A 23,367-nucleotide genomic window follows, 5' to 3' on the forward strand; every position below is an offset into this window, starting at 1 on the left:
AGTTCTCATGATGAGAGCTTTTAATTATGGGAAATAAAAAATACCACTGTGTAGTGGCATTTATACTATCCGTGATAAGAATATGCGTTTGAGTTAGCGTTTGCGGCACCTGTTAGATTCACTGGATAACGATAGTACGCCACAACCGCAATATCATCTGGGACATTCGCATTCATATATGCGGCGGAGTCATTTGGTAAGTTGATACAGCCATGTGATCCTGCATATGTATAGCGGTTACCACCGAACCATGGTTGCCATGGGGCATCGTGGAAGCCGATGTTGTATGCGAATACGATGAAGTAATTGACAGGTGAGTCATATTCTGAGCCATCGTAATTTGTACCTTTTAATCTTGTGTTTGTGACACGGTACTTGATGCGGAAGACTCCATCTGGAGAACCGCTGCCCATGTTGATATTTCCAGATACGATATCGGATGTAAATACACGTTCGCCATGTAGTACGTAGTACAGTACTTGGTTTGTGTAATCAAGCTCTACGTAAGTATCACCAATATCATTTTCTAAAGTGCCTTGTGCCGTTTGTGACCACATTGGTTGTCTTTCAACCATTTTTCCGGATTCAAGATCGGACTTTAATTGTGTAAATTCTGAATCTTTATCTAGAATATAGCCGTAGTCACCACCACCGATTTGAATGTCATCGCCAGCTTGTGTTCTAAATGTACGAACTTTACCATAGGTATTAAAGCTTGTGGCAAGTTCTTCTATATATGACTGTAGCTTTGCGTCATCGACAGTTACATCGTATGTATCAGAAATACTTAATACTTTTAGCACAGATGCTTTATCCATGACTTTCTTAGAAGAACCGATTGTATAGGAAACGGTACTCTTCAAGTAACTTTCAATCTTCTTTACTGCATTTGTAATCTGTTCAGAGTTTGATGTGATTTCTGGGGCAGTAAAGTTTGCGGTATTTAATGTCAATTGATAATTTTGGCTATTGATGGCATTATCAATTTCTTTTTGTACAGCTGCTGTATCAGCACCATACTTGGCTTCAACGACCTTGTAGCTATCGTCGTTAATCGTAATCATTGCGTTAACTGGATCTTTTGTTAGTGACAACAAGTCTTCTAATTGTTTGTGAAGCTTTGATTCACTGTATTCTACTTGAATCTCTTTGTGCTCTGGCTGTATTAAAGAGAGTGGCCAAGTGAATACATTTTGTGATTTGATTTCTTTTTCAACAGAAGCCTTCGCATTACTTGCAAGACTGAGTGAGATATCTTTACCCTTTACTTCGTAAACCTTATCTTCAGGGGCAATGATTTTAATTTTATATGTGTTTGTGGCATTGGTAAGTGTACTAACACTTGTGTCTATATCCATGAAACTGACATCTGTATTACCAACTGTTGTACGGTAGAAGAAGTGTTGTTGGAAATAGATAACACCTGCTATGTAAACACCAATAGCGATAATACCCACAGCTGCTAGGAGTATGAGTAAGACCTTACCGACGCCACCTTTCTTTTTTTCTTGTTTTAATCTGGTAGACATATATTCACCTCATGCATCTCAATATTCTTTAAATATACAGGACAAGTATAGCATAGATGTATAAAAATATCTCTGCTAATAACTATGAAACAAAGGCATAATACTGATAAAATAGAAGAGATGATTATGGAGGAATTATGAAGACTCTAGCGATATTAACATTGGCAGTAGGCATATTGTGTCTGATTGGCACAATTGTGCTTGTAATACGTTTAAAAATATTTGGAAAGAGTATTTTTGAAATGCAAGCTTCACTTGATTGTGATGAGTTTACAATCACTGAACAAGGTAGCTATGCGATTTGGTTCAGGGTACCAATCGGAAGATTCTCCTATCCAAGATTGAATATTGTGGTAAACGAAGCTGAAACTGGTAGAGAAATCCCTGTAAATCACACGACGTTCAAAGTAAAAAGAAGATCATTTTCATATTATGATAGACAATACTTCTGGTTTGATGCAGAACCAGGTAACTACCTAATGAGTATTCAGCGTAATACAGATTTAGAGAATGCCCCTTTGATTGATGGTTTATTTAAGATGAATGAACAGCAATTAGATTATTGTAGCGTATTTATCACAAAGAGAGTAAATCCTACTATGATTGTGGTTGGTATCGTAGTACTCATCATGAGTATGAATGCGATTGTATTTTCAATACTCATGATTTCTGGTGTGTTTTAAGCAACAAAATAACTGTGTAGTATAATAAACAAAGTACATTGAAAGAAAAGAGGCTATTTATGAAGGAAAAAATCTATCCATTGTTATTTGGTGGTGATATAAACGTATATTCTGTCGCAAGAGCATTCCATGAAGCGTATGGCTTACGTTCTACATGCTTTGGTAAATATTTATCTGGACCTGCATATCGCAGTTCTATCATTGATTATCATGCATGTGAAAATAATGAAGATGCGGATGCGTATGTAAAGAATGTTGTAACTTTTGCAAACGGCCATCAAGATGGAAAAGTGTTTGTGATTGGTTGTGGTGACGCATATGTAAAGTTGGCTGCTGAAAATAAGCATCTATTTCCAAAGAACTGTATCGTTGCAGGGATTGACGCTGAACTTTTAAATACTCTCATTAATAAAGAAAAGTTCTATGAGATGTGTGATAAGTATGGCTTAGACCATCCTGCAACCTTTATCTATCACAAAGAGATGGGTCATGATTTTACCCTGCCATTTACAGGATCATTTATTTGTAAACCTTCCAATTCTGTAACCTATTGGGAGCATCCATTTGAAGGCAATGACAAGGTGTTTCTCCTACAGACAATGGAAGAATTATATGATGTATTAGACCGTTGTTATGCGGCTGGTTATCCAGATACGATGATCATTCAGGATTGTATTCCTGGGGATGATTCCTATATGCGTGTCTTGACGAACTATTCTGATAAGAATGGACAAGTAAAGATGATGTGCTTAGGCCATGTCCTACTGGAAGAACATACACCACATGGATTGGGAAACCACGCGGTTATCATGACAGAGAAGAATGAAGAAATTTGTATGAAGCTTAAGAGGTTCTTAGAGGATATTCATTATGTTGGATTCTCTAACTTTGATATGAAATATGACGAGCGTGATGGAAAGTTAAAACTATTTGAAATCAACTGCCGGCAAGGTAGAAGTAATTACTATGTAACAGGTGCAGGCTTTAATATCGCTCGCTATCTTGTGGAAGATTACATCGAAAATAAAGAGCTTCCATTTGAAATCTGTGAGAATGAAAGCTTATGGCAGGTTGTACCCTCTGCTGTTGCAAGAGACTTTATCGTATCTTCTTACCACGATAAGATGAAACAACTAGAAAAAGAAGGCAGGATGACAAACTCCCTTGTATACAAGGGAGAAAAGAATCTCTTTCATCGTTTATGGGTTTGGTATGACTTAAAGCGACAAAGAAAGAATTACGAGACATACGCAGTAAAGAAATCTTAGAGGTGTCATGTATGGAACAAACAAAAGATAAATTAGGTATCTTAGGTGGAATGGGCCCACAGGCAACGCAAATCTTATATCAGTGGATTCTTGATCGTACAGATGCGGTTTGTGACCAAGACCATATTCCAACGATGATTCTGTCTGATACAAAGATGCCGGATCGTACAGCAGCGATTTTATCTGGAAATGAGAATGCTGTATATGAACGCATGTTGCACGATTGTCATTTATTAGAAAGCTGTGGTAGCTGTTGTATTGCGATTCCATGCAATACATCACACTACTTCGCAGATCGTTTGCAGAAGGAAATCTCTATTCCAATTATTCACATGCCACGTGAAACGGTAAAACGCTTGGTAAAGACAAATCACAAGAAGGTTGCGATTCTTGCGACTGACGGCACAATCATGACAGGTGTGTATCGTTGTGAAATTGAAGCAGCAGGTATGCAAGCATGGAAACCAGACGCTGAGATACAAAAGAAGGTTATGTCTTTGATTTACGATGAAATTAAACGTGGTGAAAAGGGTAACCGTCATACCTTTGCGGCAATCGATAGAGCAGTCAGAGATGCTGGCTGTGATTGTGCGATTCTTGGTTGTACAGAATTATCTGTATATCGTGAATATCATGGATTACCTTCATTCTATATCGATGCAATGGAGGTTCTAGCAGAGGAATGCATTCGCTTCTTTGATCGTGAACCACTGCATGTATAGGAGGCTTTGATGAAGAAATATTTATTAAAAGACTATATCTCTTTTTTACAGGAGAAGAATGTATTAGGGGATGTCAATCTATCTGATACATGCATGAATACTGTTGTGGAGCTTGTATCCTGTGATTCACAACAGGTTGTTCGTAATACATTATTCTTGTGCAAAGGCGTACACTTTAAAGCACAGTACCTACAGGATGCGGTGAATAAGGGAGCCTTTGCATATCTAAGTGAAGTAGAATATCCGGAAGTAAATATTCCATGGATCCCACTAACGAATGTACGTTACGCAATGGCAAATCTTGCGACGATGTACTACAACGATCCATGGAAGGAACTGAATGTGATTGGACTTACTGGTACCAAAGGAAAGTCCACAACGACATATTATGTAAAGGCAATTCTAGATACATATCTTGAACGTGTTGGTAAAAACGAAAGTGCAGTGATTTCTTCGATTGGCACCTATGATGGTGTTGAACGTTTTGAATCACACTTAACAACACCAGAGCCACTCGATTTAGAAAGACATTTCTCAAATGCAGTTGAATCTAAGATTGATTTTGTGACGATGGAAGTATCCTCACAAGCGTTAAAGTATGATCGTGTACTTGGTGTAAACTTTTCCGTTGCCGCATTCTTAAATATCGGCTATGATCACATATCTTCTGTAGAACATCCTACATGGGAAGATTACTTTGCCTCTAAACTGCGTATCTTTGAACAGTGCACATATGGACTTGTTAATCTAGATTCGGATCACTGTGATGAAATTCTAGATGCGGCCAAAGCTGCAAAGAAAGTAATTACATTCTCAGAGGCGAATGATACCGCCGACTTCTATGGCTACGATGTTCATAAAGTCGGAAATGATATTGTCTTTAAAGTACGTGGAAGTGACTTTGATGAAGAGTTTAAGCTATCAATGCCAGGATTATTCAATGTATCTAATGCGTTATGTGCGATTGCGATAGCACGTTTGTATGATATTCCTGTTCGTGATATTCAAGCCGGTCTCTATCATGCGAAGGTTCCGGGACGTATGGAAATCTATACATCGAATGATAAAAAGATAACCGCAATTGTGGACTATGCACATAACCAATTATCCTTTCAGAAATTATTTGAATCTGTACGAAGTGAATATCCTGGATATCGTGCAACGATTATCTTTGGCTGTCCTGGTAAGAAGGCAAAAGATCGTCGTCATGACTTAGGTGAAATTGCAGGTAAGAACGCTGATTACATCTACTTAACAGAAGAGGATGCAGGGGAAGAAGATCCACTCGCAATTGCCCATGAAATCGCAAGAGCTGTTGAAAAAGAAAAGGCACCATACGAAATCATTATCGACCGTGAAAAAGCCATTGCACGTGCAGTAGAGGATGCCGCAAATGTGCAAGGGAATACAGTCATCTTGATTACAGGTAAAGGTGCAGAAACACGTCAAAAACGTGGTACAGAGTACATTCCGGTGATGTCGGATGTCGAGTGTGTCAATCTTGAATTAAAGAAGTATAACGAGAAATAAAATAGTAAGCATCTTCCATGTGCTACGCATGTTAGGCATATAGAGAAAGATGCTTTTTATATGGGATATAAACCTAATGTAAAATAACTTGGGGTTTTAGAAAAAACCGCTTTAAAATTACATGGGGGTAAAAAGGTAGAAATTGTAGATGAGAATAATGTCTCTTGTCTACGATTTCTACCTTTTATATGTGCTAAGAAAGAAATGTTTTATTGTTAATTATTTTTTGTATGAACCACGCTTCTTTCCAATCCTTTTGTTGGATTGAAGGTGATCCGTAATTGTGTAATATAGTTTTCTGTTTAACGCGTAGAGCACTCTAGCACGGAATCTTGGAAAGTTTGAAAGACCATTAGAAACATTGATCAGTACACGTAATCTACTATTCATATATTCTGATAGTGCATTCGATTGTTTTCTGTCATCATACGGTCTTCTAAACGAGTTGAGATACTCCTCTTTCCAGTTTGTGATAGATGTCAAAAAGTCTTCGTACGCAGGTATATCAGCAGAAATAAACGCATCTAGTATGGAGGTAATTTCGATTGTACAAGATGGGTAAATAGCAGTTCTATTAAAGTTGCGAAATAATTCTTTTAAGTGGTAGGCAAGCGTTAAAACTGGATCAATCTCCAATAACTGATCATATAAATTTCGATAATTCAATTTTTGCCTAAAGAAACTGTTATATTTCGGCTCGTTATCTAAGTTGTAGTCGGTTTCCAGTAATTTATGCCATGTTTTAAGAAGATAATAAGCTCTACTTCCTTTTTCATAATGATTCATGATATCGATACGTAGACGTGAGAATCCAGATGTAAGATGCTCGATGACATGGAAAGGATCTACAGCGACGATGGCGTTGGGCAGATATTTCTTTACAACATCTTTGTATGGCTGCCACATATCCATGGTCACAATCTTCACTCTTTGTCTCTCACTTAATGGGATATTTTCAAAGTAAGTGCTGAGTTCCTTTTTTGAACGAGACTGTATGACTTCGTTTAGAACACGAGCTTTATTATCGACCATGACACATAAGTAAGAACTGTTTTTTAACGCCATGTCAGAATATAGTTCATCAATTCCTAGATACTCGGGTAAGAACTGCCTTGGAATTCTCAAGTAACTATCGGCATAGAGTTCTACCGTAGGAATAGATACATGTGCTCTTAGTGCAATTGTCTTTAAGTTAATGGAGATATCACCTAGATCTTTCATGATTTGATCGACCATAGAGAAGGTGGAGTGCATACCATCAGGGGTAAAGATATTGTCTTCACTAAAAGTACGATGACAGTCACGACACTTATATCGTCTACGTTTCCAATTGACAATCGTTTTTAGACCAGCGATGTCTTGCGTTTTGAATGTATATGTTAGAAGTCCTTTGCTAGATGTATCAGCACCACAGTAAGGGCAAATGGGGTGTTTATTTATCAGTAGAAGATAAATATTCAAGGTATCATGATTGCGATATGTAGATAGACTTTGAACTTGATCTTGGGACAAGTTCAAAGCAGATGTGATAATATAATCAATAGCCATTTATGGCCTCCTCTCAAGACATTTTCTTTCATAGCAAAAAGATAATAACATGAGAGGTTTTTTTATTTTTGAAGGTACCCCAAGTTTTCTGAAGAAGTATCAAAAAGGCACCCCAAGTCTTCTCATTGCGGTACCCCAACCCCAAGTAATTTTAGAGCGCCGATATAAAAAGCCCTTTGATCAGGGCATATCAGGATCATGGTGCCGACAACAGGAATTGAACCTGCGACCTACGCGTTACGAGTGCGTTGCTCTACCAACTGAGCTATGTCGGCGATGTAATTATTATACGTAATATCGATACTGAATTCAAATCATATTAGGCAAAAATATGATACAGTAGAATACAGAAAATGTGAGGTACAGTATGAAATTTACAAAGTTAATGTTGGCAATATTATTGGTATTAGCAGGTTGCGGTAAGTCAACACCAGAAGCACAGGCTAAGAAAACAGCAGAAACATTTATAAACGCACTAGACTCTGGAGATACAGAAAAAGCGAAGGAACAATCTAGTGAGAATGTTCAAAAGATGTGCGATGCGATTGAAGCTTCCTTTAAGACACCAGCTAGTTTTTCATCAACAGATTTATCTGATGACGCTAAGAAAAAGTTGGCTGAAATTGAAAAACAAATTAGAACTTCCTCATTTGAAAACCCAAAAATCAAAGATGTAAAAGAAGTAAATGAGAGAAAGTATGAAGTGACCTTCTCAATGGATTTTTTGGATATAGCTGAAATTAGAAAGTACTTTACAGGTGAGGAGTATAAGGCATTAATTTCTACACTATCTGTTGAAGCAACTGAAATACAAAAGAAAGATGGTGATGAAGCTGCCAAAAAGTATATGATGGAACAACTTATAGATAAGATTTATTCTGTTTATACAGAACGGTTAAAAGACAAGAAGTATCACAATGAGGATTCTATTATCACTCTTGAACAACAAGATGATGGTAAGTGGTTTGTGACAGATATTAAAGACGTAAAACAAGAAAAATAAGAAACTAGAGGAATAAACGATGGCAAAGAAGAGAATTGCGTATATTGGTGCAGGACCTGCAACTTTATATAGTATTCAGACACTTTTAAAGCTTGGTGAATACGATGTTGAAGTATTTGATATGAATGAACGTGCTGGTGGTGCTTGCTATACAGGTATCCCACAGTTTCGCTTCAATACAAGCTTTATCGATAAGCTGATGGATGAACTAACAGCAGCTGGTGTTCAGTTTCATTTCCAAACGACAATTGGAAAAGATATCCCATTTTGTGACTTACAGAAGAAGTTTGACCGTATTGTAGTCGCAATCGGTGCTCAAGTGGAGAACATGTTCGGTCTAGAAGCTAAGGGTGGCTGTATCGCAGGCCTTAGCTTACTACATGATTTAAATATCAAACACATGCATGATTTTTATAAAGAGAATTATAAACACGCTGTTGTATGGGGTGGTGGTAACGTTGCGATGGATTGCTCAAGAAGTCTTGTGCGTATCATGGATGATGTAAAAATTATTTATCGTCGTAGCGAAGCGGAGATGCCAGCGCATAAAGGAGAAATCAAAGATGCACGTGACGAAGGTGTCATATTCCATTTCCTAGAGAATATTAAAGAAGTATTGCGTGATGAGGCTGGAAAAGTAACTGGTGTTAAGGCCATTACAATGGAGCTTGGTGAGCCAGATGCGAGTGGAAGAAGATCAACCCATGAAGTAGAAGGCAGTGAACATATCATTCCATGTGATTTGGTTGTTGCGGCAATCGGACAAAAAGTGGACTTCAGTATTCTCGATGAAAATCTAAATTTGACTTCCGGTCAACATCAGAGTACAATAGGAAATGTACTAATAACAGGGGATGCTTATTTAGGCCCTCAATCGATCGCAGCTGCAATTAAAGACGGGCGAGAAGTTGCGAAAGAGGTATATGAATCGTTCATTGAAACAGAAAGATAGAGGAAATGATATGGATAAATATCGTGTAGGAATTAATATGTTGGTTGCTTCCGCAATCGTTAGAGCAGTTATATTATGTACACCATTAGGCTGGTTAGCAATCGTTAGATTGTTATTAAATCTTGCTTGTTTAGCAGTTGCGATTGGTGGTTTATGGTATCTATACCAAGCAACTGGTGGACAGAAGGTTACAAACGGTTTGATTTACACAGCTATTGCGATGGTAGCGTATCGCATTGTGTTAGGAATCATCCATGGTTTCTTCGGAAGTATTATCACACTTGTAGTTGTAATTTGTGTACTTAGTTACCTGCGTGTATATAAGTACGAAGATATCCTAAAATTTGTTAAACAATAAAGAAACAGCGCGGAATCATTAGATTCTACGCTCATTTTTTTCTACCTGATAAATGTACTAATGTAACCTTGGATAAAGATCCATAGGATAATAAGTGGAATTACATAGGAAATATACAGTCTTGCCCATGTAGGGAACTTGATTCCTTTTCCTTCATTAGCTTCTTTAAGGAAGTTTTTGAAGCCCCAACCATATTTGCTGGTGCAGAATAGCAGGAAGATAAGAGATCCGATTGGTAGTAGGTTGTTACTAACAATGAAGTCTTCTAAGTCCATAATATTTGTGCCTGCACCTAGCGGTGTGATATTTTGTAATACGTTAAAGCCGAGTATACATGGCAGTGATAGTACGATGATGACTATCGCGTTGATAAGTGAGGACTTCTTAACGGATACTTTTGTTAGATCAGAGCTAAATCCAATTATATTTTGGAAGATAGCAATAACGGTTGAAAGTGCTGCGAAGGACATGAATAGGAAGAATAATGCACCCCATAATTGTCCTAGGAACATATGGTTGAAGATATTTGGCAATGTAACAAAGATGAGCTTTGGGCCTTGTGATGGTTCTACACCAAATGCGAAACATGCTGGGAAAATAATGAAGCCAGCCATGATGGCTACAAGTGTATCAAGTGCTAGTACATGTAATGCTTCGCCAGCGAGTGCATGTTTTTTATCAATGTAGCTGCCGAAGATTGTCATTGTACCAATGCCAATACTGAGTGTAAAGAAGGATTGTCCTAGTGCTGCGAAGATGACTTTACCAATGCCGACTTCTTGGATGGCTGCTAGGTTTGGTTTCAGGTAGAATTCAAGTCCTCCCTGTCCTCCTTTTAAGAAGATGGAGTTAATACCTAGTGCTACCATCAGGATGAGTAGTGCTACCATCATCTTAGAAGTAATTTTTTCTACTCCGTTTTGTAGTCCCATAGAACAGATACCAAAACAGAGTATGACTGTAATAGTCATGAAGATAAACATTGTGAGTGGTTGATTTATTAGGCTAGAGAATTGGTTGCCAACTGCTGTTGCGTCTAAACCATTGAAGTCTCCGCGTAATGTTTTGAAGAAGTATAGTAATAACCAACCTGTGATAGTTGTATAGTACATTGCAAGTAAGTAATTACCACCCATACCGAACCATTTGTAGATATGCCATTTAGTACCTCTTGGTTCTAATTCATCGAAGGCGAGAGCGATACTTTTTTGACTGCTTCTACCAACGGCGTATTCCATAATAATAATTGGTAGTCCTAGCAATACTAAACATGCAATATAGATTAGTACAAAGGCTGCGCCACCGTATTGTCCGACGATGTACGGGAATCTCCATACGTTTCCTAAGCCGATTGCGCAACCTGCGGATAATAAAATAAAGCCGAGGCGTGATGAGAGTTTTTCACGTTTCATAATATATACCCCTTTTTGTAATGTTCATATCATATCAAATTTTTCTTAAAGATTGATAGATAAACTGTAATATATATGAAAAAAAGATGCAGTTTTATGAAAATAATTACTGTATCATTTTCGAAATTGATATTTTTAGTGTTTATGCGGATTTTTCAATCGTTTCGAAATTTGCACTGTTAGTTAACACAACAATCACAGTATCTGGATGATTTGCGTCTTTAATCTTAGCACGGTCGAATATGATGAGCTTATCACCTGTATGGATGACATCATCCTGTTTTACGAATGCTTCAAAGCCTTCGCCATTCATCTGTACTGTATCAACACCTATGTGAATAAGTACTTCTAAACCATCCTTGGATTGTAATCCAATTGCATGTTTTGTAGGAAATAACATCATGACTGTTCCATCAAATGGTGCGTATACTGTTCCTTCTGCTGGGATGATACCAACAGATTGACCCATTACTTCACCTGCAAAGACTGGATCTGGGATTTCACTTGCAGAAATGACTTTTCCTTTTACTGGGGAAAGGATTGTGCCTTTTTCTGTTGTGATAATTGGTTCTGCTTGTGGTGCTACTGGAGTTGGAGTAGATGTAGTTGCTTGTGTTTCTGCTTCAACATCATTTTCGTGCCAGAATAAGAATGTAAGTACAAAGGATGTTCCACCTGCCACTAGTAGTAGGATTGTATATGTTAGTGGGTTTGAAGCAATGAGATAGCCTGGAATACCTGTTACACCATTAGCAGTTGCGCCAATGTGGAAGATAGCACCTACAAGGGCACCGACTGCACCACTAATCGCTGCGAACACAAATGGCTTCATCAAACGTAGGTTGACACCGAAGATTGCTGGTTCTGTAATACCTAAGGAAGCAGAGAGTGCGGATGGGATAGCAATTGTCTTACGCTTTGCGTTCTTAGTCTTTAGACCTACTGCCAAGCAGGCACCAAACTGTGCGAAGTTTGCGGCAGAAGCAATTGGCATCCATGTGTTTAATGCACCAGTACTGAGCATACCCAACTCAATTGTGTTGTACATATGATGTAGTCCCATCACAACTGTGATTGGATAGAGAGCACCCATTGCTAGAGCTCCAAAAGGATTGGCAACTAATACCGTTGCGGCGGATAATACCCAAGTTTCAAGTGTCGCAAAAATAGGGCCGATAACCATGAATGTAGCTAAAGCAGTTACGATTATAGTTGTAAGTGGTGTTACGAATAAGTCAATCATTTCTGGTACGATCTTGTGTAACTTGATTTCAAGCTTACTCATAACCCATACTGCAATCACAACTGGAATAACGTGACCTTGGTAACCTAACTGATTGACTTGTCCAAGCGTGTAGCCGAAGATGTTAATACCCTTACCCAATAGATATCAAACATTGTATCCATTTGCAGCATTCCAGCCGTTTGTAAGTGCTGGGTGGACCATCATCAGTCCGATGACTGCGCCTAAGAAGATATTTCCGCCGAATACATGTGCTGCAGATACCGCAACAAGTACTGGTAAGAATGCGAAGGATGTATTAGAAGCCATGTCTAAGAATGCATACCAGTCAGTAGACGCAAAGGAAGGAATTGCCTTACCTAACGCCTCTACAAGACCCATCATTAAACCTGCAGCTACGATAGCTGGTAGGATAGGTACGAATACATCGCCGAGTGTCTTGATTAATTGTTTCCACCATGGCATTTGAGAAGCTGCAGCAGCTTTCACATCTTCCTTACTGCCACCAGTTACTCCACTGATTGCAATAAATTCATCGTAAACCTTATTTACAGTACCGGTACCAATAATAATCTGTAATTGTCCACTAGAATTAAATACGCCTTGTACACCCTGTACATTTTCTAATGTCTTTACGTCAACCTTACTGTTGTCCGCAATGACGAGACGTAAGCGTGTAGCACAGTGGGCAGCACTGATAATGTTGTCTTTACCACCAAGAGTTGCAAAGATTTCCTATGCACATTTTCTATAGTTTAGTTCCATAAATGAGCCCCTTCTTTTTCGTATCATAGCTCGATATCATTTTACAATAAAAATGCAAAAGAGAAGTAGATGATTGTTGTGAAATGATACAATTGACATGCTAATGCGAAAAAGAAAAGCATAAGAACATTGACTCTTATGCTTTGTTGTTGGTTCGATATTGATTTGGTGTGCTGCCTGTATGTTTCTTGAAGAACGTATAGAAGTAGTTGGAGTTTTCAAGACCTAGTTTTGATGAGATTTCTAGGGTGGATAAATCCGTTTCAACGAGGAGCTTCTTTGCGAGTTCTATACGACTGACATTGATATATTCCTTCATCGACATTGCGTACTGTGATTTAAAGATTCGATTTAAGTAAGTTGCGTTATAATCCATCGATAATGCAACGCTATCCGCAGTTAAATCAGTATCACATAAGTGTTGGTCAATATAATTCTTTGCGTTAGAAATTAAATCGAGTATCTTTTCTTCTTTCATATCTGCAAGATACTGGCTATATGCATGCATGAGATGTAAAATGCATTGATTAATCTCTTGAATATCCGTTGTCGTACTCAGTTTATTTTCGAACTGGTAGGTTGGTAAACTTGGAATAGATGAGATAGATCGGATATGATCACGCAAGCTGGAATATAGTTTTGTATAGAAGAATTGTAGGGAGTTATAATGCAGGGATTTCATCAAACTAAACCACTCTTGGAAAGCTATCGTAATTTTTTCCTTGCGATCGTGTTCAACTGCATAAAGTAAACGTTGTTCGCTTTCTTGAATCGTAGAGAAGTTTGTCATGAAGTGAGGCATATCTGACTCTCGATAGAAGAACCTTGTGGAATCAAGAATACGTAGGAAATATAGTTGTGATAATTTCTGATATGAAGTATAGACTTTTGGTAGTGGTTTGGCATCACCTAAGAATACTTTGATGTGATGTGTTTTTGCATAATTCGATAGTGCCTCAACGTCTACTTCGTTTGTGATAACGGTGTATAGGTTATTGATGGAATGTACTTCTTTTTTCTCGCCAAATAGAGCGAGAATATTTTTGTTTGATACAGTATCTAAGATACAGATGTAGATATCTTTTGTTGTATCAAAGTCGAGAAAATTTCTTAATAGGGGAAGCTTTTGGTTTAAGAGTAGCTTGGTGAGATAGTCCTGCTTGGCTTTATGAGTCGCTTCTTCCATTTTATGTTGTTGGTCATGAATCCAAAGGGTAACTGCGTTATTAACGGAGTTTTTGGAAGAGGATTTCAGTTCAAACTTATCCATGATTTCATAAAGAGGCGTGTAGTAATACTTATTAATAAAGTAACCTAGTATCACAATCAGGATAAAGTTGATTACAATAATCTCTAAAAATAAAGGAATATAGGAAGAGAAACGGTTAATGATGCTGTTTGATTTTACCTGTTTTGCAATATAGAGATTGTAATCTGGTTGATAAGAGTAGAAGTATACATCATCCTCGATTGTTTTAAAGTGACTATCATTGTCTGATGTGAAATTTAGAGTTTCGATTGGTAGATAAGCATTTTCCGTAGAACTGAAATAGGTATCTTGTTCTGGGACATAGATGAATTCTGTCGCATCTGTATCTCTAAATAAGGAACGGTTAAAGAGATAAGTATCAATATTGACTACCATGGATACGTCTGTATCGCGAATATCGGTGAATTGTAATGTATAGACCCAAACTTGATTTGGCAGTTGGCGCAGCTTTAATAAATGATTATTTGGAGTAAACGCTGCTTGATCATCAAATTGGTCAAACGAAGATGAACCAGAATTGGTTGTATATACCGTGTTGGATGATTTATTTAAAAGATAGATCGAATGAATAAATGGATTCGTACTATCCAGTGCATGAAGGGTACGTAGGTACTTTGCGGCTTGGGTTGGAGAGATTTCTGTTGCGTTACGTAGGCTAATGGCTTCGCTAGAGTAGAAGGTGTTATATGCGGCATAGCGGACTGTATCTAATGAGTGGGCCATCAGGTTTTTGAAGCTTTCTTGGGTACTTAAGTGATAATCAATCAGACTCTTTTTTCTGGAAGCGTTGATATTTTTCAGTAAAAGTAGACTGACGAAGATAAAAAATAGCGCAACAATGAGGATTAATCGCTTGCGTAATCTATCGATACTATTTTGTAGTTTTGTGGATTCGTTCATATAATAGGTACTTTTCTTGATATTTAAATATTTGATATTCACATAATATCACAATTTTTAAGTTTTAAATATGTATGGGTCTTCCTACAATATGGTTAGTAAGTCAACTCAGGAGGAAAGAAATCATGAAAAAATTTTTCTTACTACTTGCGGCATCCGCAATGTTAATTGGATGCACAAATAAACCTGCATCAACTTCCACAACAACTGAAACTACAAACTCAGGTGGAAAGTCAAAGGTTATGTTGTACTCCTCATTAAAGGAACAACAATTAGAAGCGTTAAAAGAGGGATTTGAAGCTGCTCATCCAGAGTATTCTTTAGACTATTACGCAGCTGGCACATCTAAGGTTGCGACTAAGATCGCTACAGAAAAGCAATCTGGTCAAATCGCAACTGACTTAGTATGGATCGGTGACCCATCCAACTATGTAACATTCAAGGAACAGGGAATCTTAGAGGCTTATGAATCACCAGAAGCTGCTAATATTGATGAAAAGTTCAAGGATCCAGAACACTTCTACACGGGAGCACGCCTTGTAGTTATGGGCTTAACAACAAATACAAACACAGTCCCAGAAAATGAAGTTCCAAAGACTTGGAAAGACTTATTAAAGGATGATTTCAAGGGTCAGATCGTTATGACAGACCCAGGTGAATCTGGAACAACATTCTACTTAGTAGCTAGCTTGATGAACAACCCAGAATATGGTGTTGAATTCTTCGAAAAGCTAAAGGAACATGGTGCTGAATTAGAATCAGGTACAACTTCTACACATACAAAGGTTGCAGCAGCTGCATATAAGGTTGCAATTGGTGTTGACTACGTTACGCAATCTCTAGCAGATAAGGGTTCTACAATTCGTTTCACATATCCGGAGAAGGATCTAATCGCTGTATCCAGTCCTATCGCATTACTCAAAGACTCACCAAACCCAGAGGGTGGTAAAGCCTTATATGACTTCATCCTTTCTAAAGAGGGACAAGAAATTCTTGCGAAGAATGACACAATGCCAATCCGTGGAGATGTTAAGAAGGAAGGCACACTATCATTAGATGAGATTATTACACGTGCAATGGTTGCGGACGATAAGGCAATCGCTGAACAGAGTGCAGAAATCTTAGAGAAGTTTGACAAGATTTTCAAATAAACAACTAGGAGAAAACCATGGCAAAAGTACAATTTAACGATGTATCTTTTAGCTATGGAGACAAAAAGATTATCCAAAACCTATCATTAGAAGTAAATGATGGCGAAATTATGGGTGTAATTGGACCCTCAGGGTGCGGTAAAACTACATTGATTAGACTTCTTTGTGGTTTTATCAATCCTGAAACAGGGTCCATTTTTATTGGAGAAACTTGTGTCTTCGACGCTAAAAAGAGAATTAATATCCCACCAGAAAGAAGAAATATTGGTGTTGTATTCCAAGACTATGCGGTATGGCCACATTTAACAGTATTGGAAAATGTTAAGTATCCATTAAAAAAGAAGAGAATGGATAAGAAACAAATGCAGGAAATCGCAATGAATGCGCTCAAGCAGGTACAGATGGAAACTTATGCAAACCACTTACCTTCCCAGTTGTCCGGTGGACAGCAGCAGCGTGTTGCGATTGCTAGAGCACTTGTATCATCAAAAGAATTAATCGTTTTAGACGAGCCTATCACAAACTTAGACTTGAAATTACGGCAAGAAATGTTGAAGGAGATTCGTGAGATTCAAGCAACAGTTGGTACAACAATCGTTTATATCTCACATGACCAGGAAGCTTCATTAGAGTTGTGTGATCGCCTTGCGATTATGGACCAACAAGGTAACATCCGTCAGTTAGGTAATGACTACGATATCGTTATGAAGCCAAAGGATCGCTATATCTTTGAATTCGTAGGTATTTCTAACTTCGTAGATGTTGTTGCGAAGGAAGATGGCGTGTATATCAACACACAGAATGGTCTAGTAAAGCTGGATGATAAGTCTGTTCTTGAACATCCAACAAAGGCATATCAATTAGCATTTAGACCAATGGATGCGGTATTTGATAGCGAAAGTCCTATTAAGGGTAAGGTCGTTACAGAAACTTTCCTAGGAAATATTACAAACTACTTTATTCAATTAGGTGATAAACAAATCCGTCTTCAACAATCTGCTTTAGATGTAATGAAGTACGGCAAGGCAAAGGAAGGCCAAGAAGTTGGCTTAAAGTTTGTTCGTAAGTTCTATTATGAAAAGGAGGAGGCATAATGTTTAAGCGTAAAACGTTAAATAATGATTTAGCTGCGCTAGATGGTCGTAAGTTCTCTTTAGATAAGATTATGATTATCGCAAGCTTCATCATCCTTGCGATTATTGCGATCGTTCCGGTTGCCTCCATTATCGTTAACGCTTTATTCGTAGATGGAAAACTAGCATTAGATAGTTTCTTCAAAGTTCTATTGAATAAAGAAAACATCGGTGCAATGTGGAATACAATCACAATTGCATTCTGGGTAACAATTTTCGGGACTATCATGGGATTGTTCTATGCATGGTTACTTGGACGTAGTGATATCCCTATGAAAGGATTCATGCGTGCATTGTTTAGTATTCCATACATGTTTCCTCCATTCTTTGGAGCCATGGCTTGGGACTTATTGTTATCGGGTAGAGGCGGATATTTAAATAACTGGTTAATGTCTACATTCCACTTAACAAAGGCACCTATTAATATCAACTCCATCTGGGGAATTATCTTCGTTGAAGTATCTTACTACTTCCCATTTGTATTCATGCAGGTAGTAAGTGCGTTAGAGAGAATGGACCCAACACTTGAAGAATCTGCACGTATTGCTGGTGCTTCACAGGGATATGTTATTCGTAAGATTACATTACCACTTGTAAAGCCTGCAATTTCATCTGGTGCACTTTTGATTATGATTTCATCATTATCACATTTCGGTGTTCCATCTATCTTAGGATTCTCACAGAACATCTACACATTACCAACACGTATCTTCCAGCTCATTAACCGTGCTGCTGGTGACTTCCAGGGTATTCGTGAAGCGACAATTCTATCTATCTTATTGGTTGTCGTTGTATCTGTAGCACTTTTATTACAGAAAGCTATCTTGAAGTCTGGAAGCTATGACATCATCAAGGGTAAGAGTATGCGTCCAACAGTGATTAAATTACGTTCTGCTAAGATTCCTCTCTTGATTATCTCTATCGTGACATTAGTTATCATCGTTGTTGTACCATTAGGGATGATCTTCTTAGTTGGTCTATTGAAGTCTTACGGTCTACCACTTGTGCCAAGTAACTTCGACTTCAGCAACTACACAAATATCTTATTCAACAACAAGATGGTTCGTGATGGTGTATCTAACTCCTTGATCCTAGCAGTAAGCTCAGGTATCTTCGCAATGTTACTAGGTGTAATGATTGCGTATGTAATCATTAAGATCAAGCCAAAGGGAAAGGGTGCTTTAGAATTCTTGGCTACACTTCCATACTCTTTACCAGGTACAGTACTTGCAATCGGTGTCATTCTTGCATGGTCTGGTAAGATCTTAAATATCAATCTGTATAACACACTATGGATTATCTTCATTGCGTATATCGCACGTTACTTATCATTCTCAATGAACGCAGCTTCTGCTGCCTTAAGACAGGTACACCCATCCTTGGAAGAGGCTTCTCGTTCCTGCGGTGCTTCTCATACAGAATCCCTCAAGGATATTACACTTCCACTCATTCGTCCTGCGATGTTATCGGGTTTCTTCCTAATCTTCTTGCCAGCAATGCGTGAGTTAACAACAAGTTCACTCTTGTATGGACCATATACAAGAACATTGGGTGTAGCCATCTACATGTTACGTAGTGATGGATATATTACACAGGCTTCAGCACTTGCAACTCTAACAATCTTATTGATCGTTGTTGTGAACTGGATTATCAACTTTATTACTAAAGAAAGAAAGGGCGTATAAATATGAATCAGATTGAATTAATTAATGTAAGAAAAGATTATACGACAAAAACTTTAGGTACAGTCACAGCAGTGAATAAATTCAATCTTACAATTAAGAAGGGTGAATGTTTCTCATTCTTAGGTCCTTCTGGATGTGGTAAGACAACAACTTTACGTATGCTTGCAGGTTTTGAAGATTTAAGTGAAGGGGAGATTCGCTTAGAAGGTAAGGTTGTATCCAATAAAGCGAAGAACTTATACATTCCACCTGAACACCGTAACTTAGGAATGGTGTTCCAGGCATTTGCTGTATGGCCACACCTAAACGTATTTGATAACGTTGCTTTCCCACTACAGGTTCAAAAGCGTCCAAAGGCTGAGATTGAAGAACGCGTCAATCTTGCACTAAAGCAGACAAACCTATTAGACCAAGCAAAGGTATTTCCATCTGACTTATCTGGTGGTGAACAGCAGAGAATTGCGTTAGCACGTTCTATCGTCGTTAACCCAGGTATCTTATTATTAGATGAACCTCTATCTAACCTTGATCCAAAGTTAAGAGAAAGTATGCGGTTTGAAATCAAGCGTTTACAGAAGGAATACAACTTCACTATCGTATTCGTAACACATGACCAGTCAGAAGCCCTAGCGTTATCTGATCGTCTGCTTGTTATGAACAAGGGTGAAATCATCCAGATTGGCACACCACAAGAACTCTATAACAAGCCAGTAAGTTTATTCGTACATAACTTTTTGGGTGAATCTAACTTTACAAAGGTTGTGTATAGAGATGGTAAGGTATATGTCGAAGGTGATACAACACAACCTTTACCATGTACAATTCAACGCATGGATAAGGCTGTGAAGCTTGCGACAAGACCAAGTGAGATTGAAATCAACCATGAGTCTGGTATCAAGACAAAGATTACAAAGCGTATTATCTTATCTGAATATACAGAATATTATGTAAGTTTAGGTACACAGGAATTAAAGATTCAGGCACCACATCATCAAGTGCTTGCAGTGGGTGATGAATGTTATATTCGTTTAGTAAACCCTGTATATTATGATGCTGAAGAGCGTAATCTAACACACGCTGAATAAAATATGAAAAGGAGTGTTGATTCACTCCTTTTGTTGTGCTTGTCTATTGATATTTAATGCCAGTGCGCCGTAAATACCTGCTTTATTGCCAAGCTTTGCTTGAAGGATTTTCACACCATCAAAGCCTGGTATAACATATTTTTGATATGTCTTTTTAATGTTGTTAAATACATATTCTTGTTCGAGAATACCACCGCCAAGAATGAATAGAGGTACGTTATATACGTGTGTTAAGGAACACAAACCAATTGCAATCTGTTCTATCCAAGCATCTAAAACTGCTTTGATTTCAGGTTCGTTCAAGTGTTCAAATAGGATTCTTCCATTTGTGATGCATGGATTGACTTGCTGTGCATTTTGAATGAGTGCAGTTGTGGATGCCAGTGATTCATAGCTACCATCCCATGGCTGATTGATTGTTGATGATTGCAATATTATACCACCTAGCATCACACCTGCTGATTTACCAGCACCATAGTATGGTTGACCACTTAGGTATACACCTCCACCAATACCAGTACCATAGGTTAGACAGATGAAGTCTTTATAGCCTTTGCCTGCGCCGTATTGGTTTTCACCGCGGGCAGCGGCATATACATCATTTTCAACTGTGACTTTGACATGGAATTCATCTTCGAATATCTTCTTTACTTGCATACCTGTATAACCTGGCATGTTTTCATTTGCGTAGTGGATAGAACCATCATTGTTATTCACTTGTCCACAGGTACTAATGCCGATACCATCGCATGGCATGTATTGCTTAATAAAAGTAATACAGCGGTCAATCACAGCTTTTGCGCCTTGTTTGGCAAGTGTTGGAATTTCTGCTTCTTGGACAAGTACTTCATCTTTGAAGATACCAACTTTGATGTTTGTACCGCCAATATCTAGAGTAACAATTTTACGCATCAAGAGCCGCCTTGAACTTCTTGGTAATTTCAAGTGGTCTTGTGATTGCGGAACCTACGACAACTGCATGGACACCAATATCCATCGCATGACGGCATTGTTCAGGGGTGGAGATGTTTCCTTCTGCAATAACAGGCTTACCACACTGTTCTACAAGTGTCTTAATCATTCTGTATGGAGGTAAACTGCAGCCCTTTGTGTATTCTGTATAGCCTGCCATAGTTGTGCCGATTAAGTCAAAACCAATTTCTGCCGCATGCATACCTTCTTCAATGTTGGAACAATCTGCCATGAATAACTGGTCAGGATATTTTTCGCGGACTGCCTTGAAGAAAGTATCTAGATCTAATTGTCCAGGACGTGTACGCTTTGTGGCATCCATTGCGATGACTTCAACACCAATTTCGACTAACGCATCGACTTCTTTCATCGTTGGTGTGATGTAAACATCTGGTGCATCTTCATAGTCAATCTTGATAATACCGATGACAGGTAAATCTACCGTCTTTTTAATCTCTAGAATATCTTCTACGCTATTTGCACGTATTCCCTTAGAACCGCCTAAATATGCCGCATAAGCCATTCTGGACATGATATAACTACTGTGTAATGGTTCGCTAGGTAATGCTTGGCAAGAGACAATCAATTGCCCTTTGATTGCGTCTAAAATTTGTTTATTTTTTTCATTCATATGTTTTTACTCCTGTTGGTTTTATTGTATACACTTCAAAGAGTATTTGACAATCTGTTCTTTTTGGGGCATAACTAAAAACAAATACAAGGATGGGAAATTATGGAAACAAAAATTCAATATGGCTCAAGAGAGATAAAGGTTTTAAAGACCTATGATACTGTCATTGTCGGTGGAGGTAGTGCGGGTAGTTCTGCAGGCTATACTTCAGCTAAGAATGGCTTTTCAACTTTAATCATTGATAAGGCGATTCGCCTTGGTGGTAGTGCCACAAACGCACTTGTGACACCGATGATGCGTTCTTTTACAAATCATCACCAGAATTTCTACGATCTTGAAAATGAGATGAAGAAGTATGGTGAAACACGTGACCAACACGGAACTGCACAAAGATGGTTTTCGGCTGAAGCGATGGCAGATGCGTGGGAAAATCTTTATACAAGCTGTGGTGGTGAGTTACTTTATGATGCGTCTGTCTGTGATGTGATTTTAGAAGATCAAAAGATTAAATATGTTATCGCCAATACGATAGAAGGCTTAGTAGCGATTGGCGGAAGACAGTTTGTGGATGCCAGTGGTGATGCGGTGTTATCACGCTTATCTGGTGTAGAAGTATTGTGTGGTGATGAAGAGGGAAATAATCAGATTACTTCACTACGTTTTGAGGTTGGTGGTATTGATATTGAGAAATATCGTGAATATGTATTCTCGCTGGATGATACTTACAGTATTCATCGTATCAAGGGTGACCAGTTTGAATCGGCGATGGTTGCTGGCAAGAACTTTGCGATGGAACCGCTATTCCGTAAGGGTGTAGAAGCGGGTATTCTCATTCCACAGGATTTACACTATTTCCAAAACTTTACAATTCCTGATAAGACAGGTGTCATGTCATTTAACTGTCCACACTTGGTGAATTTAAAGAACAATACGCATGCGTTAGAACGTTCTGCTGCTATCGTATATGGTCACCAGTGTATTCGCCGTCTGGTTCGTTTCTTGAAGGAAATGATGCCTGGATTTGAAAATTGTTATTTGGTGCAGGTAGCGAATATGCTAGGTGTACGTGAATCATGGCAGATCGTAGGCAAACTTTTGATGCATGAGGAAGACTATCCAAGAAAGGCTAGATACGAAGATGCGGTAGCCCGTGGTGACTGGTATATCGATGTCCATTCCGCAAATAAGAGTTTGGTACACCAGATTTCCTATCAACCAGGTGATTACTATGAAATTCCATATCGTGCGATGGTCACCAATGAAGTGGAAAACCTCGTTGTGGCAGGTAGATGTATCTCTACAACATTCTTGATGCAGGCAAGTGTTAGAATTATTCCAACCTGCATTGACATGGGTGATGCAGCAGGTATGGCTACAGTACTGGCAAACCAAACGAATACGGCACTCAATGCATTAGATGGCAAAGATATCGCGGAAAAGTTAGGTGAATATCGCTAATTCAAATCAAGTACTCTATCACAGGAGTACTTTTTAAATACAAAATTAGAAAGCGTTTACAAATTTATA

At 38.3% G+C, this 23,367-nt stretch carries 19 protein-coding genes, 1 tRNA gene and 1 pseudogene; 12 read left to right on the forward strand and 9 right to left on the reverse strand.

The window, feature by feature from the left end; translation table 11 throughout:
• Positions 1–65: 65 nt before the first annotated feature.
• A complete protein-coding gene (locus tag RGT18_RS01140; RefSeq protein ID WP_028077770.1) occupies positions 66–1,529 on the reverse strand; it encodes a L,D-transpeptidase family protein in 1,464 nt (487 codons plus the stop codon).
• 137 nt (positions 1,530–1,666) lie between these two features.
• Here RGT18_RS01140 and RGT18_RS01145 point away from each other — a divergent pair, with 137 nt between their 5' ends.
• Genes RGT18_RS01145 through RGT18_RS01160 form a run of 4 tightly spaced genes read left to right on the forward strand, consistent with a single transcriptional unit; the run spans position 1,667 to position 5,732 of the window.
• Entirely contained in the window at positions 1,667–2,212 is a 546-nt protein-coding gene (locus tag RGT18_RS01145) for a hypothetical protein (protein WP_028077769.1), read from the forward strand.
• A 59-nt stretch (positions 2,213–2,271) separates the two neighbouring features.
• Complete coding sequence (locus tag RGT18_RS01150) at positions 2,272–3,480, forward strand: carboxylate--amine ligase (protein ID WP_028077768.1); 1,209 nt, start codon at positions 2,272–2,274, stop codon at positions 3,478–3,480.
• An 11-nt stretch (positions 3,481–3,491) separates the two neighbouring features.
• Entirely contained in the window at positions 3,492–4,202 is a 711-nt protein-coding gene (gene cuyB, locus RGT18_RS01155; protein ID WP_028077767.1) for a cysteate racemase, read from the forward strand.
• Between the two features lie 9 nt (positions 4,203–4,211).
• On the forward strand, positions 4,212–5,732 hold the full coding sequence (locus RGT18_RS01160) for a Mur ligase family protein (RefSeq protein WP_028077766.1): 1,521 nt from the start codon (positions 4,212–4,214) through the stop codon (positions 5,730–5,732).
• Positions 5,733–5,951: 219 nt separating this feature from the next.
• Here RGT18_RS01160 and RGT18_RS01165 read toward each other — a convergent pair whose 3' ends face one another.
• Together RGT18_RS01165 and RGT18_RS01170 are read right to left on the reverse strand one after the other, a co-directional pair.
• Positions 5,952–7,280, reverse strand: coding sequence for an ISL3 family transposase (locus RGT18_RS01165; protein WP_338174770.1), 1,329 nt, complete (start codon positions 7,278–7,280; stop codon positions 5,952–5,954).
• A gap of 199 nt (positions 7,281–7,479) precedes the next feature.
• A tRNA-Thr gene (locus RGT18_RS01170) sits at positions 7,480–7,555 on the reverse strand.
• A 92-nt stretch (positions 7,556–7,647) separates the two neighbouring features.
• On the opposite strand from RGT18_RS01170, the gene RGT18_RS01175 reads away from it, so the two are divergent.
• From RGT18_RS01175 to RGT18_RS01185, 3 genes are read left to right on the forward strand one after another with little or no spacing between them, the layout of a single operon-like run.
• On the forward strand, positions 7,648–8,283 hold the full coding sequence (locus RGT18_RS01175) for a hypothetical protein (protein WP_028077683.1): 636 nt from the start codon (positions 7,648–7,650) through the stop codon (positions 8,281–8,283).
• 19 nt (positions 8,284–8,302) lie between these two features.
• The gene (locus tag RGT18_RS01180) at positions 8,303–9,235 is read left to right on the forward strand and encodes an FAD-dependent oxidoreductase (protein ID WP_028077682.1); all 933 of its coding nucleotides are present in this window, start codon (positions 8,303–8,305) and stop codon (positions 9,233–9,235) included.
• A complete protein-coding gene (locus RGT18_RS01185; RefSeq protein ID WP_028077681.1) occupies positions 9,207–9,593 on the forward strand; it encodes a hypothetical protein in 387 nt (128 codons plus the stop codon). Before RGT18_RS01180 ends, RGT18_RS01185 begins: the two co-directional genes overlap by 29 nt.
• Positions 9,594–9,634: 41 nt before the next feature.
• Here the strand turns inward: RGT18_RS01185 and RGT18_RS01190 are convergent, their stop codons facing one another.
• The 4 genes and pseudogenes from RGT18_RS01190 to RGT18_RS01205 all read right to left on the reverse strand — a co-directional run bounded on the left by RGT18_RS01190 (position 9,635) and on the right by RGT18_RS01205 (position 15,183).
• Entirely contained in the window at positions 9,635–11,005 is a 1,371-nt protein-coding gene (locus RGT18_RS01190; RefSeq protein ID WP_028077680.1) for a sodium-dependent transporter, read from the reverse strand.
• Positions 11,006–11,147: 142 nt separating this feature from the next.
• Complete coding sequence (locus RGT18_RS01195; protein ID WP_245580904.1) at positions 11,148–11,837, reverse strand: PTS glucose transporter subunit IIA; 690 nt, start codon at positions 11,835–11,837, stop codon at positions 11,148–11,150.
• Positions 11,820–12,980: pseudogene (locus RGT18_RS01200) on the reverse strand (PTS transporter subunit EIIC); the annotation flags it as partial. The pseudogene RGT18_RS01200 and the gene RGT18_RS01195, both read right to left, overlap by 18 nt.
• A 169-nt stretch (positions 12,981–13,149) precedes the next feature.
• Positions 13,150–15,183, reverse strand: coding sequence for a helix-turn-helix domain-containing protein (locus tag RGT18_RS01205; RefSeq protein ID WP_028077679.1), 2,034 nt, complete (start codon positions 15,181–15,183; stop codon positions 13,150–13,152).
• Positions 15,184–15,308: 125 nt separating this feature from the next.
• Between RGT18_RS01205 and RGT18_RS01210 the strand changes: the two genes are divergently transcribed.
• From RGT18_RS01210 to RGT18_RS01225, 4 genes are read left to right on the forward strand one after another with little or no spacing between them, the layout of a single operon-like run.
• Entirely contained in the window at positions 15,309–16,334 is a 1,026-nt protein-coding gene (locus RGT18_RS01210) for an ABC transporter substrate-binding protein (protein WP_156022784.1), read from the forward strand.
• A gap of 17 nt (positions 16,335–16,351) precedes the next feature.
• A complete protein-coding gene (locus tag RGT18_RS01215; protein ID WP_028077677.1) occupies positions 16,352–17,428 on the forward strand; it encodes an ABC transporter ATP-binding protein in 1,077 nt (358 codons plus the stop codon).
• On the forward strand, positions 17,428–19,152 hold the full coding sequence (locus tag RGT18_RS01220) for an ABC transporter permease (protein ID WP_037403538.1): 1,725 nt from the start codon (positions 17,428–17,430) through the stop codon (positions 19,150–19,152). The genes RGT18_RS01215 and RGT18_RS01220 overlap by 1 nt, the downstream gene beginning before the upstream one ends.
• A gap of 2 nt (positions 19,153–19,154) precedes the next feature.
• The gene (locus tag RGT18_RS01225) at positions 19,155–20,237 is read left to right on the forward strand and encodes an ABC transporter ATP-binding protein (protein WP_028077675.1); all 1,083 of its coding nucleotides are present in this window, start codon (positions 19,155–19,157) and stop codon (positions 20,235–20,237) included.
• A gap of 21 nt (positions 20,238–20,258) precedes the next feature.
• On the opposite strand, the gene RGT18_RS01230 is transcribed toward RGT18_RS01225, so the two are convergent.
• Positions 20,259–21,149, reverse strand: a complete 891-nt coding sequence (locus RGT18_RS01230; protein ID WP_037403537.1) for an ROK family protein — start codon at positions 21,147–21,149, stop codon at positions 20,259–20,261.
• Entirely contained in the window at positions 21,142–21,840 is a 699-nt protein-coding gene (locus tag RGT18_RS01235; RefSeq protein ID WP_028077673.1) for an N-acetylmannosamine-6-phosphate 2-epimerase, read from the reverse strand. The genes RGT18_RS01230 and RGT18_RS01235 overlap by 8 nt, the downstream gene beginning before the upstream one ends.
• Before the next feature lie 102 nt (positions 21,841–21,942).
• Here RGT18_RS01235 and RGT18_RS01240 point away from each other — a divergent pair, with 102 nt between their 5' ends.
• The gene (locus RGT18_RS01240) at positions 21,943–23,298 is read left to right on the forward strand and encodes an FAD-dependent oxidoreductase (protein WP_028077672.1); all 1,356 of its coding nucleotides are present in this window, start codon (positions 21,943–21,945) and stop codon (positions 23,296–23,298) included.
• Positions 23,299–23,367 lie beyond the last annotated feature (69 nt).

The organism is Solobacterium moorei (assembly GCF_036323475.1).
GTDB lineage: Bacteria > Bacillota_I > Bacilli_A > Erysipelotrichales > Erysipelotrichaceae > Bulleidia > Bulleidia moorei.